The 14403-nt window shown below is 62.7% G+C and carries 11 protein-coding genes and 1 tRNA gene; 5 read left to right on the plus strand and 7 right to left on the minus strand.

Annotation, left to right across the window (positions count from 1 at the left end; translation table 11 throughout):
* Positions 1-95 precede the first annotated feature (95 nt).
* The 5 genes from carB to gloB all read right to left on the minus strand — a co-directional run bounded on the left by carB (position 96) and on the right by gloB (position 9157).
* Positions 96-3350 carry a carbamoyl-phosphate synthase large subunit gene (gene carB / locus P3T21_RS15300; protein ID WP_429256768.1) on the minus strand — a complete coding sequence of 1085 codons (3255 nt, stop codon included), beginning with the start codon at positions 3348-3350 and terminating at the stop codon, positions 96-98.
* A 157-nt stretch (positions 3351-3507) separates the two neighbouring features.
* Positions 3508-4671, minus strand: a complete 1164-nt coding sequence (gene carA / locus P3T21_RS15305) for a glutamine-hydrolyzing carbamoyl-phosphate synthase small subunit (protein WP_429256769.1) — start codon at positions 4669-4671, stop codon at positions 3508-3510.
* A 403-nt stretch (positions 4672-5074) separates the two neighbouring features.
* A complete protein-coding gene (locus P3T21_RS15310) occupies positions 5075-6316 on the minus strand; it encodes an MFS transporter (protein ID WP_429256770.1) in 1242 nt (413 codons plus the stop codon).
* 194 nt (positions 6317-6510) lie between these two features.
* Entirely contained in the window at positions 6511-8205 is a 1695-nt protein-coding gene (locus tag P3T21_RS15315; RefSeq protein ID WP_429256771.1) for a transglycosylase SLT domain-containing protein, read from the minus strand.
* Between the two features lie 154 nt (positions 8206-8359).
* A complete protein-coding gene (gloB, locus tag P3T21_RS15320; protein ID WP_429256772.1) occupies positions 8360-9157 on the minus strand; it encodes a hydroxyacylglutathione hydrolase in 798 nt (265 codons plus the stop codon).
* A 19-nt stretch (positions 9158-9176) separates the two neighbouring features.
* Here gloB and P3T21_RS15325 point away from each other — a divergent pair, with 19 nt between their 5' ends.
* From P3T21_RS15325 to P3T21_RS15340, 4 genes are all read left to right on the plus strand, one after another.
* On the plus strand, positions 9177-10004 hold the full coding sequence (locus tag P3T21_RS15325) for a class I SAM-dependent methyltransferase (protein WP_429256773.1): 828 nt from the start codon (positions 9177-9179) through the stop codon (positions 10002-10004).
* Positions 10001-10447: a ribonuclease HI gene (rnhA, locus tag P3T21_RS15330; protein ID WP_429256774.1), complete on the plus strand. Its 447-nt coding sequence runs from the start codon at positions 10001-10003 to the stop codon at positions 10445-10447. Before P3T21_RS15325 ends, rnhA begins: the two co-directional genes overlap by 4 nt.
* Before the next feature lie 51 nt (positions 10448-10498).
* Positions 10499-11245 carry a DNA polymerase III subunit epsilon gene (gene dnaQ / locus P3T21_RS15335; RefSeq protein WP_429256775.1) on the plus strand — a complete coding sequence of 249 codons (747 nt, stop codon included), beginning with the start codon at positions 10499-10501 and terminating at the stop codon, positions 11243-11245.
* Positions 11246-11293: 48 nt separating this feature from the next.
* A tRNA-Val gene (locus P3T21_RS15340) sits at positions 11294-11368 on the plus strand.
* A 108-nt stretch (positions 11369-11476) separates the two neighbouring features.
* Here the strand turns inward: P3T21_RS15340 and P3T21_RS15345 are convergent.
* On the minus strand, positions 11477-12400 hold the full coding sequence (locus tag P3T21_RS15345; RefSeq protein ID WP_429256776.1) for an SMP-30/gluconolactonase/LRE family protein: 924 nt from the start codon (positions 12398-12400) through the stop codon (positions 11477-11479).
* On the minus strand, positions 12397-13230 hold the full coding sequence (locus P3T21_RS15350; protein ID WP_429256777.1) for an NAD-dependent epimerase/dehydratase family protein: 834 nt from the start codon (positions 13228-13230) through the stop codon (positions 12397-12399). Before P3T21_RS15350 ends, P3T21_RS15345 begins: the two co-directional genes overlap by 4 nt.
* 158 nt (positions 13231-13388) lie before the next feature.
* On the opposite strand from P3T21_RS15350, the gene P3T21_RS15355 reads away from it, so the two are divergent.
* Positions 13389-14390: a LacI family DNA-binding transcriptional regulator gene (locus P3T21_RS15355; RefSeq protein ID WP_429256778.1), complete on the plus strand. Its 1002-nt coding sequence runs from the start codon at positions 13389-13391 to the stop codon at positions 14388-14390.
* The last annotated feature ends 13 nt before the right edge of the window (positions 14391-14403 follow it).

The following is a 14403-nucleotide window of genomic DNA, read 5'->3' on the forward strand; positions in this document are numbered from 1 at the left end:
GTGCATCCCGGAGGAACCTGGCCGGAACTGGGGCCGGTGCCTAGTGGGACGCCGCTTAACCGCGGCACTTACATCTTTGACTCAGAATCGAAGCCTTAGTTTAGGCGAGCATGGAGTCCTTGTAAATCATAGACTTCCAGGTTCCGAAGATAGCGCAAACCTTCCACCGCGGCCCGCGCACCCGACATCGTCGTGTAGTACGTGACCTTGTTCGCCTGCGCACTCATGCGGATCGAGCGCGAATCGGCGATCGCGGCGCGCGTTTCGTCGACGGTCGTGAAGACGAGTGCGATCTCGCCGTTCTTGATCATGTCGACGATGTGCGGACGGCCGTCCTTCACCTTGTTGACGACCTTCACCGGCACGCCGGCCGCTTCGATCGCGGCAGCCGTGCCCTTCGTGGCGACGATTGGGTAGCCGAGTTCATGCAGCATGCGAGCGACTTCGACGGCCTTCGGCTTGTCGGCGTCCATCACCGTGAGCAGCACCGTGCCCGACTCCGGCAGACGCGAACCTGCCGCGAGCTGCGATTTGAACAGCGCTTCGCCGAAAGTCTGGCCAACGCCCATCACCTCGCCGGTCGAACGCATTTCGGGTCCGAGCACCGGATCGACGGTCGGGAACTTGACGAACGGGAACACCGCCTCCTTCACGCTGAAGTACGGTGGATCGATTTCCTTCGTCACGCCCTGCTCCGCCAGCTTCTGACCGACCATCGCGCGCGCGGCGATCTTCGCGAGCGGCAGGCTCGTCGCCTTCGACACATACGGCACCGTACGCGACGCACGCGGGTTCACTTCGAGCACGTAGATCACGTCCTCTTTCGAGCCGTCCGCCTGCGGCACCTGCTGGATCGCGAACTGCACGTTCATCAGGCCGACCACGTTCAGCGCCTTCGCCATCGCGCCGGTCTGGCGCTTCAGTTCGGCGATCGTTGCCTTCGACAGCGAGTACGGCGGCAGCGAGCATGCCGAGTCGCCCGAGTGCACGCCTGCCTGCTCGATGTGCTCCATCACGCCGCCGATGAACACGGCTTCGCCATCGGAAATGCAGTCGACGTCGCATTCGATCGCGTCGTTCAGGAAGCGGTCGAGCAGCACCGGCGAATCGTTCGACACCTTCACGGCCTCGCGCATGTAGCGCTCGAGATCGCGCGGCTCGTGGACGATTTCCATTGCGCGGCCGCCCAGCACGTAGGACGGACGCACGACGAGCGGATAGCCGATTTCGTCGGCGAGCTTGAGCGCTTCGTCTTCGGCGCGTGCGGTGCGGTTCGGCGGCTGACGCAGACCGAGGTCCTGCAGCAACTTCTGGAAGCGCTCGCGGTCTTCGGCGGCGTCGATCATGTCCGGCGACGTGCCGATGATCGGCACACCGTTCGCTTCGAGGTCGAGCGCAAGCTTCAGCGGCGTCTGGCCGCCGTACTGGACAATCACGCCGACCGGCTTTTCCTTGTCGACGATTTCGAGCACGTCTTCGAGCGTCAATGATTCGAAGTACAGACGGTCGGACGTGTCGTAGTCGGTCGAAACGGTTTCAGGGTTGCAGTTGACCATGATCGTTTCGTAGCCGTCTTCGCGCATCGCGAGCGCGGCGTGCACGCAGCAGTAGTCGAACTCGATGCCCTGGCCGATCCGGTTCGGGCCGCCACCCAGCACCATGATCTTCCTGTTGTTCGTAGGATGAGCTTCGCACTCTTCCTCGTAGGTCGAGTACATGTACGCGGTTTTCGTCGCGAACTCGGCCGCGCACGTATCGACGCGCTTGTACACCGGGCGCACGTTCAGTTCGATACGACGGCGGCGCACGTCGGTTTGCGTGGCGCCAAGCAGTTTCGCAAGACGACGGTCCGAGAAACCGCTCTGCTTCAGATACTTCAGTTCTTCCTTAGAGAGGCTCACGAGCGTGCGGCCGGCCAGCGCCTTTTCCTTCAGGACGATCTGTTCGATCTGCGCGAGGAACCACGGATCGATCGACGTCTCATCGAAGATTTCCTGCTGCGTCATGCCCACACGGAACGCGTCGCCGACGTACCAGATCCGGTCCGGACCGGCTTCGCCGATCTCGCGGATGATTTCGTCGCGGCTCGTGGTCTTTTCATCGAGACCGTCGACGCCCACTTCGAGGCCGCGCAGCGCTTTCTGGAACGATTCCTGGAACGTGCGGCCGATCGCCATCACTTCGCCGACCGACTTCATCTGCGTCGTCAGGCGCGGATCGGCTTCGCGGAATTTTTCGAACGCGAAACGCGGAATCTTGGTGACGACGTAATCGATCGTCGGTTCAAACGAGGCCGGCGTCTGACCGCCGGTGATTTCGTTCTTCAGCTCATCGAGCGTGTAGCCGACAGCGAGCTTCGCTGCGACCTTCGCGATCGGGAAGCCCGTGGCCTTCGAAGCCAGCGCCGACGAACGCGACACACGCGGATTCATTTCGATCACGATCATCCGGCCGTCTTTCGGATTGATCGAGAACTGCACGTTCGAGCCGCCTGTATCGACGCCGATTTCGCGCAGCACCGCAAGCGATGCGTTACGCAGGATCTGGTATTCCTTGTCGGTGAGCGTCTGCGCCGGCGCGACGGTGATCGAGTCGCCGGTGTGGATGCCCATCGGGTCCAGGTTTTCGATCGAGCAGACGATGATGCAGTTGTCCTTCGTGTCGCGGACCACTTCCATCTCATACTCTTTCCAGCCGAGCAGCGATTCTTCGATCAGCAGTTCGCGCGTCGGCGACAGGTCGAGACCACGCTTGCAGATCTCTTCGAATTCGTCGCGGTTGTACGCGATGCCGCCGCCCGAACCACCGAGCGTGAACGACGGACGGATCACGACCGGATAGCCGCCGCTGCCCGTTGCCGCGGCAATCTGCGCCTGCACCGTCAGCGCTTCTTCCATCGAATGCGCGGTGCCCGACTTGGCCGAGCCGAGGCCGATCTTCGTCATCGCGTCCTTGAACTTCTGACGGTCTTCGGCCTTGTCGATCGCTTCCGGCGACGCGCCGATCAGCTCGACCTTGTACTTTTCCAGCACGCCGTGGTGATGCAGGTCGAGCGCGCAGTTGAGCGCGGTCTGGCCGCCCATCGTCGGCAGGATCGCGTCCGGGCGCTCCTTCGCGATGATGCGCTCGACCACTTCCCACGTGATCGGCTCGATGTAGGTGACGTCGGCCGTGTTCGGGTCGGTCATGATCGTCGCGGGATTGCTGTTGACGAGAATGACCTTGTAGCCTTCCTCACGCAGCGCCTTGCACGCCTGCGCGCCCGAGTAATCGAACTCGCACGCCTGGCCGATGATGATCGGACCCGCGCCGATGATGAGGATGCTCTTGATGTCTGTCCGCTTGGGCATAACGCTCTCGCTAATGTATTCCTGTGTTCTTGCCGTGGCGCGCTGCGTCCTGGCGTCTGCTTTGGACTACTGCGCGCCAGCCTTTCCGGCTCGCGCTGTTCGCCCGCCGCGTTTCACCTCGCGCGCGCTCTACTCTTTCGCCTTGCGCGAGCTTCGCTTACGCGATCGCGGCCGTTGCCGTGCTGCCCGCTTTCCGCTTGTCCATCAACGCAGTGAAGCGGTCGAACAGGTAAGCGATGTCGTGCGGGCCAGGCGACGCTTCCGGGTGGCCCTGGAAGCAGAACGCGGGCTTGTCGGTCAGCGCGAAGCCTTGCAGCGTGCCGTCGAAGAGCGACGTGTGCGTGACCTTCGCATTCGACGGCAGCGTGGCCGCGTCGACCGCAAAGCCGTGGTTCTGCGACGTGATGATCACGCGGCCGTCTTCGAGATCCTTCACCGGATGATTCGCGCCGTGGTGGCCCGTCTTCATCTTCATCGTCTTCGCGCCGACTGCGAGACCCATGATCTGGTGGCCGAGGCAGATACCGAACGTCGGAATGCCGCGCTCGATGAATGCCTTCGTGGCCGCGATCGCGTAGTCGCACGGTTCCGGGTCGCCGGGGCCGTTCGACAGGAACACGCCGTCCGGATTGAGCGCGAGCGCCTCGGCTGCGGTGGCCTGTGCCGGCAGTACGGTGACGTGACAGCCGCGCTCAGCCAGCATGCGCAGGATGTTGTACTTCACGCCGTAGTCGAATGCGACGACGCGGTACTTCGGCGCATCCTGTGTGCCGTAGCCGCTGCCGAGACGCCATTCGCGCTGCGTCCATTCATACGATTCCTTCGTCGACACGACCTTCGCGAGGTCCATGCCGGCGAGGCCCGGAAACGAACGCGCAAGTTCGATTGCCTTCACTTCGTCATCGGAACCAGCGAGGATGGCGCCATTCTGAGCGCCCTTGTCGCGCAACACGCGCGTCAGCATGCGGGTGTCGATGCCGGCGATGGCGACGACGCCTTCGTCCTGCAGATACTGCGGGAGCGTGCGCTCCATGCGGAAGTTCGACGCGAGGATGGGCAGATCGCGGATGATGAGGCCGGCGGCATGGACTTTCGTGGCTTCGACGTCTTCGGCGTTGACGCCGACGTTGCCGATATGCGGATACGTCAGGGTGACGATCTGGCGGGCGTAGCTCGGGTCAGTCAGGATTTCCTGATAGCCCGTGATGGCCGTATTGAAGACAACTTCGCCGATCGTATGACCGGGCGCGCCGATCGAGTACCCACGAAAGACCGTGCCGTCGGCGAGTGCGAGCAAAGCAGGAGAAAAAGACGGCAACACGGGAGACTCCTTGGGGAACACCCTGTTGCCGACCTGTCTATCCGACCGTGCGGGCCGCGGCGAGGCGCATCGACAGGATGCGCGCGCAGGCCCGCTCGCGTATCGCGGCTGACGTCACGTCGTGTTGGGCGCGATGGGTCCATTGTGTGGACGGATCGGCTGGAGGCGGGACGCTCGCGGCGCGGCGGATGAACGGTGTGGGAGAGGTAGGCGCTAGGGTGCGGGTTGATAAGCTCAAACCTTGCAATTATAGCCCGAAAGTACCCTTCCCTTCAAATCCAGGATAGCTTCCGACGCGTGCCTGAGCACTCGCCATCACGCTGCGAGCCCTTCTGGCAAAGGCTTTGGGGCCGTTCAGCAGTCGCCGTGCCGCGAAAATCGGGACGGCTCGCATGGTTGCGCGCTATGACAGATGCTCGGCCTGAAGATGCGCCGGTTTTGCGGGCACGCGGCCCGGCAGCACGTACCAGATCGCGCTCGCGATCTCCAGAGCGACCAGGATGCCCCATGCGGTGAGATGCGCCGCCGTCGGATAGTGACCTTCGGTTGCCGGCCAGCGCGACAGAACCGCGCCGACGCCAATCTGGAAGCTGAAAATCAGCAGAAAAATGATCAGCGTGAGCGTGGTATTGCAACGGCCCGTCATATGCGGCGGAAAATGCCTTGCGAGCACGGCATAACTGAGAATGCCCGTTCCGCCAAATATCCCGTACGCGCCCCACAACAGCCCTGCGGGCAACGGCACGCGCAGCATGATCAGCACCTGCGTGACAACAAAGAGCGCCATGCCAATGCCACTAAGCGCATAGAGCGACACGCCGCGCTTCTCCAGCGTGCGCGCCGCCGCACCGAAACCCACGCTGCCCGCCATCATCGCGACGCCGAGAATCGATACCAGTGCCGCCGCCGAACCTGGCTGCAAACCGGCGACATCACGCAGCCACGCGCCGACCCACAGTGACTGCATCGCGTAAAACACGCCCTGCGTCATCACGGAGAAGGATGCAATCTTCCAGAAGGCGGCGCTCTTCAGGATGTGCCATGTGCCCTTGAACTGGCTGACAAGGCCGGCCTGATGATGCGTTTCGCGCCTGTCCGGCGCCATGGTCCAGATCGCCGTCGAGACCGCGACAGTCAGCAAGCCGAGCGCGACGCAAACGGACCGCCATCCCGCGAAACCCAACACCCACGTGAGTGGCGAGCCGACCGCGACGCCACCCAGCCCGCCGACCGCCATGACGAGCCCGTTGACGAGCGGCAGCCGTGTCACGACGAAGTGTTGCGTCAGCGCCTTGAACGCGGCGCCGAGGCACGCCGATACACCGACGCCGATCAGCAGCCGCCCCAGCATCATCATGCCAACGCTGTGCGCCGCACCGAAGACCCAGATGCCCGCCGCCGCGAACAGCAGCAGCGCGGCCGTCACACGTCGTGGGCCGAAGTGATCGAGCAGCACGCCGGCGGGAATCTGTGCGCCCGCGAAGCCGAGAAAATAGAGACTCGTCAGCAGTCCGAGATCGGCGGCGGAGAGGCCGAGGTCATGGGTAATCAGCGGCGCAAAGCCGAGATTGACGCCGCGAAACAGATAGGAAACGAAGTAACCGAGCGAGAACAGGAGGAACACACGAAACTGGATCGACGACATGGCGCGCAACGAAGTAACCGCGAAAGCAGGAACCCGAACGATAAGACAAACGGGCGAAGCGCGCTGAAACGTCTGCAGAAATGAAAACGCCGTCACCACGGGTGACGGCGTTTTAAAAGCTGGAGGTGATCGGAGCGCAATTCATGCGCTGCCCCCGCAGCGCATGTGGTCACCCCTGCAGGTGCCGCTGTTATTTACTTGACTTTCTGCGCGTTGGCTGTGGCCTTCGGGCGGCTACCCGCAGCCTTCGACGCCTTGCTGGGTGCACCCGATGAAACTGCCGCCTTCGACGTTTTGCTCCTGCTGGCTCCCGTCGACGCGCTGGTCTTCACCGGGTCCGAAGCCTTGACGACCTTGCCCTGGCTACGACCCTTCTTCTTATCGTAGCGCGATTCGGCCTTCGTGTCTGCGACGCCGGTGCCGATCTTCTGGACCCCGCCGCTATCGTCCGCGGATGCGCTGGCGCGCAGCACAGGGCCCGGCTCAGCAGGCAGCGCCTTGCCAACCGGCACATGCAGCACGATCACCTGCCCAGGCGATACCTGGTTGCGGTGCGTACGGTTCCAGGCCTTCAGCTGCCCGACGGAAACGCCATAACGGTCTGCGAGCGAAGCCATCGACTGCGAGCGGCGCACCCGGATCAGCATCTTGCGCGTATCGGGAACGTCCGGCTCCATCGCGAGCACAGCGCTTTCGGCGACGTCGGCGCTGATGTCTTCGTCGTCATCGTTACCGCGCGGCACGACGATTGTCGAGCCCGGCTTCAGACGCATGCCCGCCGGAATCTTGTTGACTTCCATCAGCGTGTCCGCGTCAACGCCGATCTTCTGCGCAATCGCAGCCGGGCCCGCGCGCTCGGTGACCGTGTACGTGGTCCACGACGACAGCGAGCCGCTGTACGACTTGAGGTTCGTTTCGAAGGCGCTGGCGTTATCGAACGGCAGCAGGATCTGCGGTTGCGTCGCGCCGAGAATCACCGGCTTTCTGAACGACGGATTCAGCGAGCGGAACTCGTCGGTCGACATGTTCGCGAGCTTCGCCGCCGTGTCGACGTCGATGTCGTGCGACGTCGTGACCGTCACGAAGTACGGGTGATTCGGAATGGTCGGCAGCGACAGGCCATACATCTGCGGATTCGCGACGATATTCTTCACAGCCTGCAGCTTCGGCACGTAGTTACGCGTCTCGTTCGGCATGCGCAGGCTCTGGTAGTCGGTCGGCAGACCGGCCGCCTCGTTGCGCGCAATCGCGCGCTGCACGTTGCCCTCGCCCCAGTTGTACGCGGCGAGCGCGAGATACCAGTCGCCGAACATGTCGTGCAGACGCGACAGATAGTCGAGCGCGGCGCTCGTCGACGCGAGCACGTCGCGACGCTCGTCCTGCCACATGTTCTGCTTGAGGTTGTACGTGCGGCCCGTGCCAGGCATGAACTGCCACATGCCCGCGGCCTTCGCGACCGACAGCGCCTGCGGGCTGTACGCGGATTCGATGAACGGCAGCAGTGCAAGCTCGGTCGGCATGTGACGCGCTTCGAGCTCTTCGACGATGTGATACAGGTATTTTTGCGACCGGACGGTCATGCGTTCGACGTAGTCGGGACGCTGTGCGTACCAGTTGACCTGCATATCGACCAGATCGGTCTGCAGGTCGGGCATTTGATAACCACGACGAATGCGGCCCCACAGGTCGGCATCGGCGCTCGTCAACTGATTGACGGAGCCTTGATCGACGTTGATGATTTCCTTTGCGGATGCGGTCTTGCGGAGGGCGTCAGCTACTGCCTGCTGCGTGGCGGGGTTCGTTGCGGTGGTCGGGCTATTCGCTGTTGGCCCCGAGCTCGCACATGCGGCGAGCGTCAGGACCAACAGCGCACTTAGGATAAATCGCATGAAGATCTCGGCTTCCATAGGACTGGAATTTGCAGCCGATAGTACGAAACCGCATTGTTTCCGTCAATCAGAAATATAGGAAAACCTTGGCAAATCCTAGGCTTGGCGAATTTTTTCTATTTTTGGCATGAGCAAAACCGTGCTGAGGGGCGGGTCAACGGAACCGGTTTTTCCATTCGCGCATCAATGTGAACGCTGCAAGCCGGTCGGGCACCGATTCGTGCAATTGATCCGCGAGCGTGGCCTGGATGGCCTGATCGCCGGCCCGCAGGAACGGATTCACAGCTTTTTCGTGGGCAATCGTCGTAGGCAGCGTAGGCACCTTGCGGGCCCGCAGCCCGGTCGCTTCGTCGCGCCAGGCTTGCAGCGCGCGGTTGTCCGGGTCGCAGGCGAGCGCAAAGCGGATGTTCGACAGCGTATATTCGTGCGCGCAGTGCACTTCAGTTGAACCGGGCAGCGCGGCAAGCGAATCGAGCGAGTCGAGCATCTGTGCGGGCGTGCCTTCGAAAAGCCGGCCGCAGCCACATGCAAACAGCGTGTCGCCGCAGAATACGTGCGGCGTGCCGCGCGGGTCGGCGGCCTGGAAATACGCGATGTGGCCGCTCGTGTGGCCGGGTACGTCGAGCACGGCGAATTCGAGTGCAGGTTCGGCAATGCTCACGCGATCACCGTTTTTCAGACGATGCGTGAGATGCTCGATCGCTTCGCCGGCCGGGCCGTAGACGGGCAGCGCCTGGCCGTTCAGCAGATCGGCCACTCCGCCGACGTGGTCGCGATGATGGTGCGTGAGTAAAATAGCGCTCAGTTGCCACCCCCGTTTCGCCAGATACGCGCGAACGGGCTCGGCCTCACCCGGATCGACGACCACCGCATGGCGGCCGTCCGACACGAGCCAGATGTAATTGTCTTCAAACGCCGGGACCGGGACGTATTCAAGTTCAAGCGAATTCATGGGCGACGCATTCTTTAACATGTCTGACCGATCGATTATAGACTGGCCCGCCTGGACCGATTCGCCGCCCGGACGCTACGTGCTCGAGTGGGAGCAGGCACAGCTCGACCGCGTGGTGTCGGACATATTCGGCTACCACGCGCTGCAGCTTGGCCTGCCGCAGCTCGACGCGCTGCGCGAGAACCGCATGCCCTGCCGCGGCCTCGTGCTGGACGCCGCCAGCGGCAGCAGCGCGCCCTACATCTTCCCGCGCGGACCCACGCCCGGCCCCGTGCACAGCCTCGCCGAGCGCCACGCGCCTGCGGGACGCAGCACGGTCTGGTGCGATCTGCTCGACCTGCCGTTCGAAGCGCAGAGCGTCGACCTGATCGTGATGCCGCACACGCTCGAATTCACGAGCGACCCACACCGTCTGTTGCGTGAAGCCGAGCGCGTGCTGATGCCGGAAGGCCAGCTGATCATTCTTGGCTTCAATTCGCTGTCGCTGTGGGGCGCGCGGCAGTCGCTCGGCAAGGTCACCGGCAGGCCGTTCGTGCCCGCCCAGCATGACCTGATCGCCTTCACGCGTCTGAAGGACTGGATCAAGCTGTTAGGCTTCGACCTTGAACGCGGACGCTTCGGCTGCTATCGTCCGCCCCTCGTCAGCGATCAGTGGCTCGCACGCTATGCCTTCATGGAAGCCGCCGGTGACCGCTGGTGGCCCATCTTCGGCGCGGCCTACATGGTGACGGCGATCAAGCGCGTGCGCGGCATGCGGCTCGTCGGCCCATTGAAGGTGAAAAAGCCCGTTCTCGCCGCCGGGCTCGCGCCCGCCGCCACCCCGAATACCCGCAATCACCGCAAATGACCCAAGACATCATCGAAATTTTCACCGACGGCGCCTGCAAAGGTAACCCCGGCCCCGGCGGCTGGGGTGCGCTGCTGCGCTTCGGCACGCAGGAAAAGGAACTGTTCGGCGGTGAAGCGCTCACCACCAACAACCGCATGGAACTGATGGGCGTGATCGCAGCGCTCGAAGCGTTGAAGCGTCCATGCAAGGTTGTCGTGCACACCGATTCGCAATATGTGCAGAAAGGCATCAGCGAATGGATCCACGGCTGGAAAAAGAAGGGCTGGATGACGGCCGCAAAAACGCCGGTGAAGAACGCCGACCTGTGGAAGCGGTTAGACGCACTGGTTCAGCAGCATGAGATCGAATGGCGCTGGGTGAAAGGCCACGCAGGGCACCCTGAAAATGAACGCGCCGACGCGCTGGCGAATCGCGGCGTCGCTTCGCTCGCTTCGATCTGAATACGGTCGCACTCCTTTTTTATCGCTTTTTCCAACGCAGGCTGATCCGACATGCGTCAAATTGTTCTCGACACCGAAACCACTGGCCTCAATGCGCGCACGGGCGACCGCATCATCGAAATCGGTTGTGTCGAACTGGTCAACCGCCGGCTGACGGGCAATAACCTGCACTTTTACGTCAACCCGGAACGCGACAGCGATCCGGGCGCCCTTGCCGTCCACGGGCTGACAACCGAGTTCCTCCGCGACAAACCGAAGTTCGCTGAAATCGCCAATACGCTGCGCGATTTCGTACAGGACGCGGAACTGATCATCCACAACGCACCGTTCGACATCGGTTTTCTTGACGCCGAGTTCGCGTTGCTCGGGCTGCCGCCGTTCAGCCAGCACTGCGGCGAGGTGATCGACACGCTGGTGCGGGCGAAGTCGATTTTCCCGGGCAAGCGAAATTCACTCGACGCGCTGTGCGATCGCTTCGGCATCAGCAACGCGCACCGAACACTGCACGGCGCATTGCTCGACTCGGAACTGCTCGCGGAAGTGTTTCTTGCGATGACGCGCGGCCAGGAAAGCCTCGTCATCGACATGATGGGCGAAACGTCCGGCGGCGGCGATGCGCACGCGCCGCGCGTGAAAATCGACTCGCTCGAACTGGTCGTGCTGGCGGCCAGCGATGAAGAACTCGCCGAGCATCAGTCCGTGCTCGATGGCCTCGACAAGGCAGTCAAGGGCACGAGCATCTGGCGTCTCGAACCGGCGCCGGCGGCCGATACCGCGGCCGATGCGCAGCCTGCTTAAAAAATGCTTTACGGGTCTTCAGTCGTCTGACATAATTCGGCTCTCTTCGGGTGGTTAGCTCAGCGGTAGAGCACTGCCTTCACACGGCAGGGGTCACTGGTTCGATCCCAGTACTACCCACCAGAATGTGCGCGAAAAGCCCAGGTCTCACGACCTGGGCTTTTTCCGTTAACCGTGCAAAACCCGGCTTCCGCATCGGTTGCAACAAGGCGCGGTGAGCCGCGCCCAGGTTCACAACGCGCCCGCATACTCCGGCTCCGGCAACCCCCGCACGCCAGCCCGAATCGCGAAGACGCCGCCGTCATCCTCCGTCGCCTCACTGGCTGGACGGATCGACGTGACGAACAGCGTATCGAGATCGCGCCCGCCAAAGGCACACATCGATGGCTTCACCGCCGGCACCTCGATCTTCCGGTCGAGAACACCTTGTGGCGTGAAACGCAGAAGCAGTCCGGCATCGTTCGCACAGGTCCAGTAGCAGCCGTCGGCGTCCACGGCCGCGCCGTCCGGACGGCCTGCGTGATGGTGAAGATCGACGAACACGCGACGGTTTCGAGGCGTCCCGCTATCGACATCGAAATCGAACGCCCACACGAGGCGCTTCGATGGATGGGAGTCCGACAGGTACATCGTCATGCCATCCGGCGACCACGCCAGACCGTTCTGCGTGATCAGGCCGTCGATCACCGGCGCCGATAGCACGCCCTGCGCGTCGAACCGGAACAATGCACCCGCCGGACTGGCCAGCGACATGTCCTGCACCATCGTCCCCGACCAGAAATGCCCCTGCCGATCGCAACGGCCATCGTTGAAACGCATGTCCTTCGAGGGAAACACCGGCGCCGCCAGTTGCCGCATCTGCGATGGACTCAGATTCCCGCCCGTCGCACTCTCAGGCTCCGGCAAGGTCACCGCGAACAACCCCGTCTCCATCCCCGCGAGCACGATGCCAGCCCGGTTGAACGCGATGCACGCGACCTTCTCCGGCAGCGTCCATTCCGACCGCGCGCCCGAAGCCACATGGAGCCGCACAATCTTCTGCGCGGGAATATCGACCCAGTAAAGCGCCTCTTCCGCTGCGCGCCACACCGGACTCTCGCCGACCGACGCCTGCCCTGCCGCGTCAATCCGCTCGACAGATACACCCATGGTCATCGCTTACGCTCCATCGGCTCGCCCAGCACGAACGGGCCGCCCTGGTACAACTGCGCGGGATCGTCGCGATTGTCGGTCGGCGCAGTCAGCGGAAAAAGACCGTCGAACTTCGCCGAGCTGTCCTGCGGGTTAAAGCCGAGGAACCCGGCCTTCGTGTTATCCCACCACTTCACCGGATTGTTCGACGCGCCGTACACGATCGCGTGCCCGACACGGTTCGTGAACAGCGAGCAGCGCACCAGTTCGATGAAATCGCGGTAGCTGAGATACGTGACGAGCATGCGCGGATTCTTCGGTTCCTCGAACGACGAGCCGATCCGCACGCACACGGTTTCCAGCCCGAAACGGTCGTAGTAATAACGCGACAGCGATTCGCCGAAGCATTTCGTCACGCCGTAGAGGCTGTCAGGCCGCATCGGCGAATCGGCGTCGATCACCGAGGTGGTCGGGTGAAAACCGATCGTGTGATTCGAGCTCGCGAACACGATGCGCTTCACGCGATGCTTGTGCGCCGCCGAGTACAGGTTGTAGAGTCCGCGGATATTGGCTTCGATCAGATCGTCGAACGGGGCGTCGACCGAAATGCCACCCAGATGCACGATGGCATCGACGCCTTCGACCAGGGCATCGACGCCCGCCCGGTCAGCGAGATCCAGTACCGCGAGTTCTTCATGCGGCGCCGCCTCGCCCAGGGGCGCGATGTCGCTGACGCGCACGATGTCGGCCCAGTCGGCGAGCCGAGTACGCAACTGGGCGCCCAGATTGCCCGCGGCGCCCGTCAGGAGAATACGGTGGAAGGGCTTGCGTGATGCTGATGCTTCGTTGCTCATGTGGCAGTGTCCCTGATTGCGTATGATCGGTAGTCAGGCCGAAAAAACGGCGAGAGAAAACGTTTTCCTAACTATATATTTTCAGGCACGCTTGCGTCAATTGACTTGACCGGTATCCGGACCAGACCATACAAAAAGAAAACGTTTACTCCAAGAAAATGAAAAAAAATACGCCTACGATTCGCGATGTCGCCGCTGCAGCGGGTGTCTCAGTGGCAACGGTATCGAAGTACATGAACGGCGCGCAGCGTTTCTCCGCGCCCGTCGAAGCCCGTCTGAAAGAAGCGATCGCGCAGCTCGGCTACCGCTCCAATCCACTCGCCCGCTCGATGATCACCGGGGAAACGCGCACCATCGGCCTTGCGATCCTCGATATCCGGAATCCGTACTTCACCAACATCGTGAAGGGCGCGAACCGCATCGCGCTGCGACACGACTACACGCTGCTACTGGTCGATACCGAAGAGAACCAGGAGCGCGAGCAGCCGCTCATCGAGGCGCTGGCGCGGCGTGTGGACGGCGTCATCATCAGTTCGCGGATGCAGGAAGACTCAATGGAATGGATGACGAAGCTGAATAAACCCGTTGTCCTGCTTGGGCGCAACCAGCAGTTCCCCATTCCGAGCGTCAGCAACGACAGCTATCTCGCAGGGTACATGCTGGCGCGACACCTGCTGAACCAGGGGCACCGGCGTATCGGCTACCTCGGTTTCGCCGGCTCGCGCTGGGACGCCGAGCGGATTCGCGGCGCGCGCACGTGTCTCGCGGAAGCCGGTTTGACGCTCGACGTGCACGATGCGCACGCGCCGTCGACGCTGGCCGGGAAAAGCGCCTGCTCATCGATCATGCTGGGCCCGGGCCGCCCCGAAGCGCTGATCTGCTACAACGACCTGATCGCGCTCGGCTTCATGAAGGAAGCCATGGCGCTCGGGTTCAAGCTGCCGCAGGACCTGTCGGTGACGGGCTTCGACAACGTGCCTTACGGCGAATATGCGGTTCCCGCGCTCACCACCGTCGATCTGCAAAGCGAAAAAATGGGCGAGACCGCGATGCTGAAGCTGATCGACGCACTCTCCGACAAACCCGACACGGGTCATGTCACACTCGAGCCGCGCCTTATTGTGCGCGACTCGACGATCCGGCGCGGCGACACGCCGTAACCACGCCCCGCCA

Origin of the sequence: Paraburkholderia sp. GAS334, from assembly GCF_050436625.1 — a bacterium.
GTDB lineage: Bacteria > Pseudomonadota > Gammaproteobacteria > Burkholderiales > Burkholderiaceae > Paraburkholderia.

Bases quoted from the DNA above. Each gene is read 5' to 3' on its own strand.
- carB (WP_429256768.1), bottom strand. From the start codon at position 3,350: ATGCCCAAGCGGACAGACATCAAGAGCATCCTCATCATCGGCGCGGGT.
- P3T21_RS15310 (WP_429256770.1), bottom strand. From the start codon at position 6,316: ATGTCGTCGATCCAGTTTCGTGTGTTCCTCCTGTTCTCGCTCGGTTAC.
- P3T21_RS15315 (WP_429256771.1), bottom strand. From the start codon at position 8,205: ATGCGATTTATCCTAAGTGCGCTGTTGGTCCTGACGCTCGCCGCATGT.
- gloB (WP_429256772.1), bottom strand. From the start codon at position 9,157: ATGAATTCGCTTGAACTTGAATACGTCCCGGTCCCGGCGTTTGAAGAC.
- P3T21_RS15325 (WP_429256773.1), top strand. From the start codon at position 9,177: ATGTCTGACCGATCGATTATAGACTGGCCCGCCTGGACCGATTCGCCG.
- rnhA (WP_429256774.1), top strand. From the start codon at position 10,001: ATGACCCAAGACATCATCGAAATTTTCACCGACGGCGCCTGCAAAGGT.
- dnaQ (WP_429256775.1), top strand. From the start codon at position 10,499: ATGCGTCAAATTGTTCTCGACACCGAAACCACTGGCCTCAATGCGCGC.
- P3T21_RS15345 (WP_429256776.1), bottom strand. From the start codon at position 12,400: ATGACCATGGGTGTATCTGTCGAGCGGATTGACGCGGCAGGGCAGGCG.
- P3T21_RS15350 (WP_429256777.1), bottom strand. From the start codon at position 13,230: ATGAGCAACGAAGCATCAGCATCACGCAAGCCCTTCCACCGTATTCTC.
- P3T21_RS15355 (WP_429256778.1), top strand. From the start codon at position 13,389: ATGAAAAAAAATACGCCTACGATTCGCGATGTCGCCGCTGCAGCGGGT.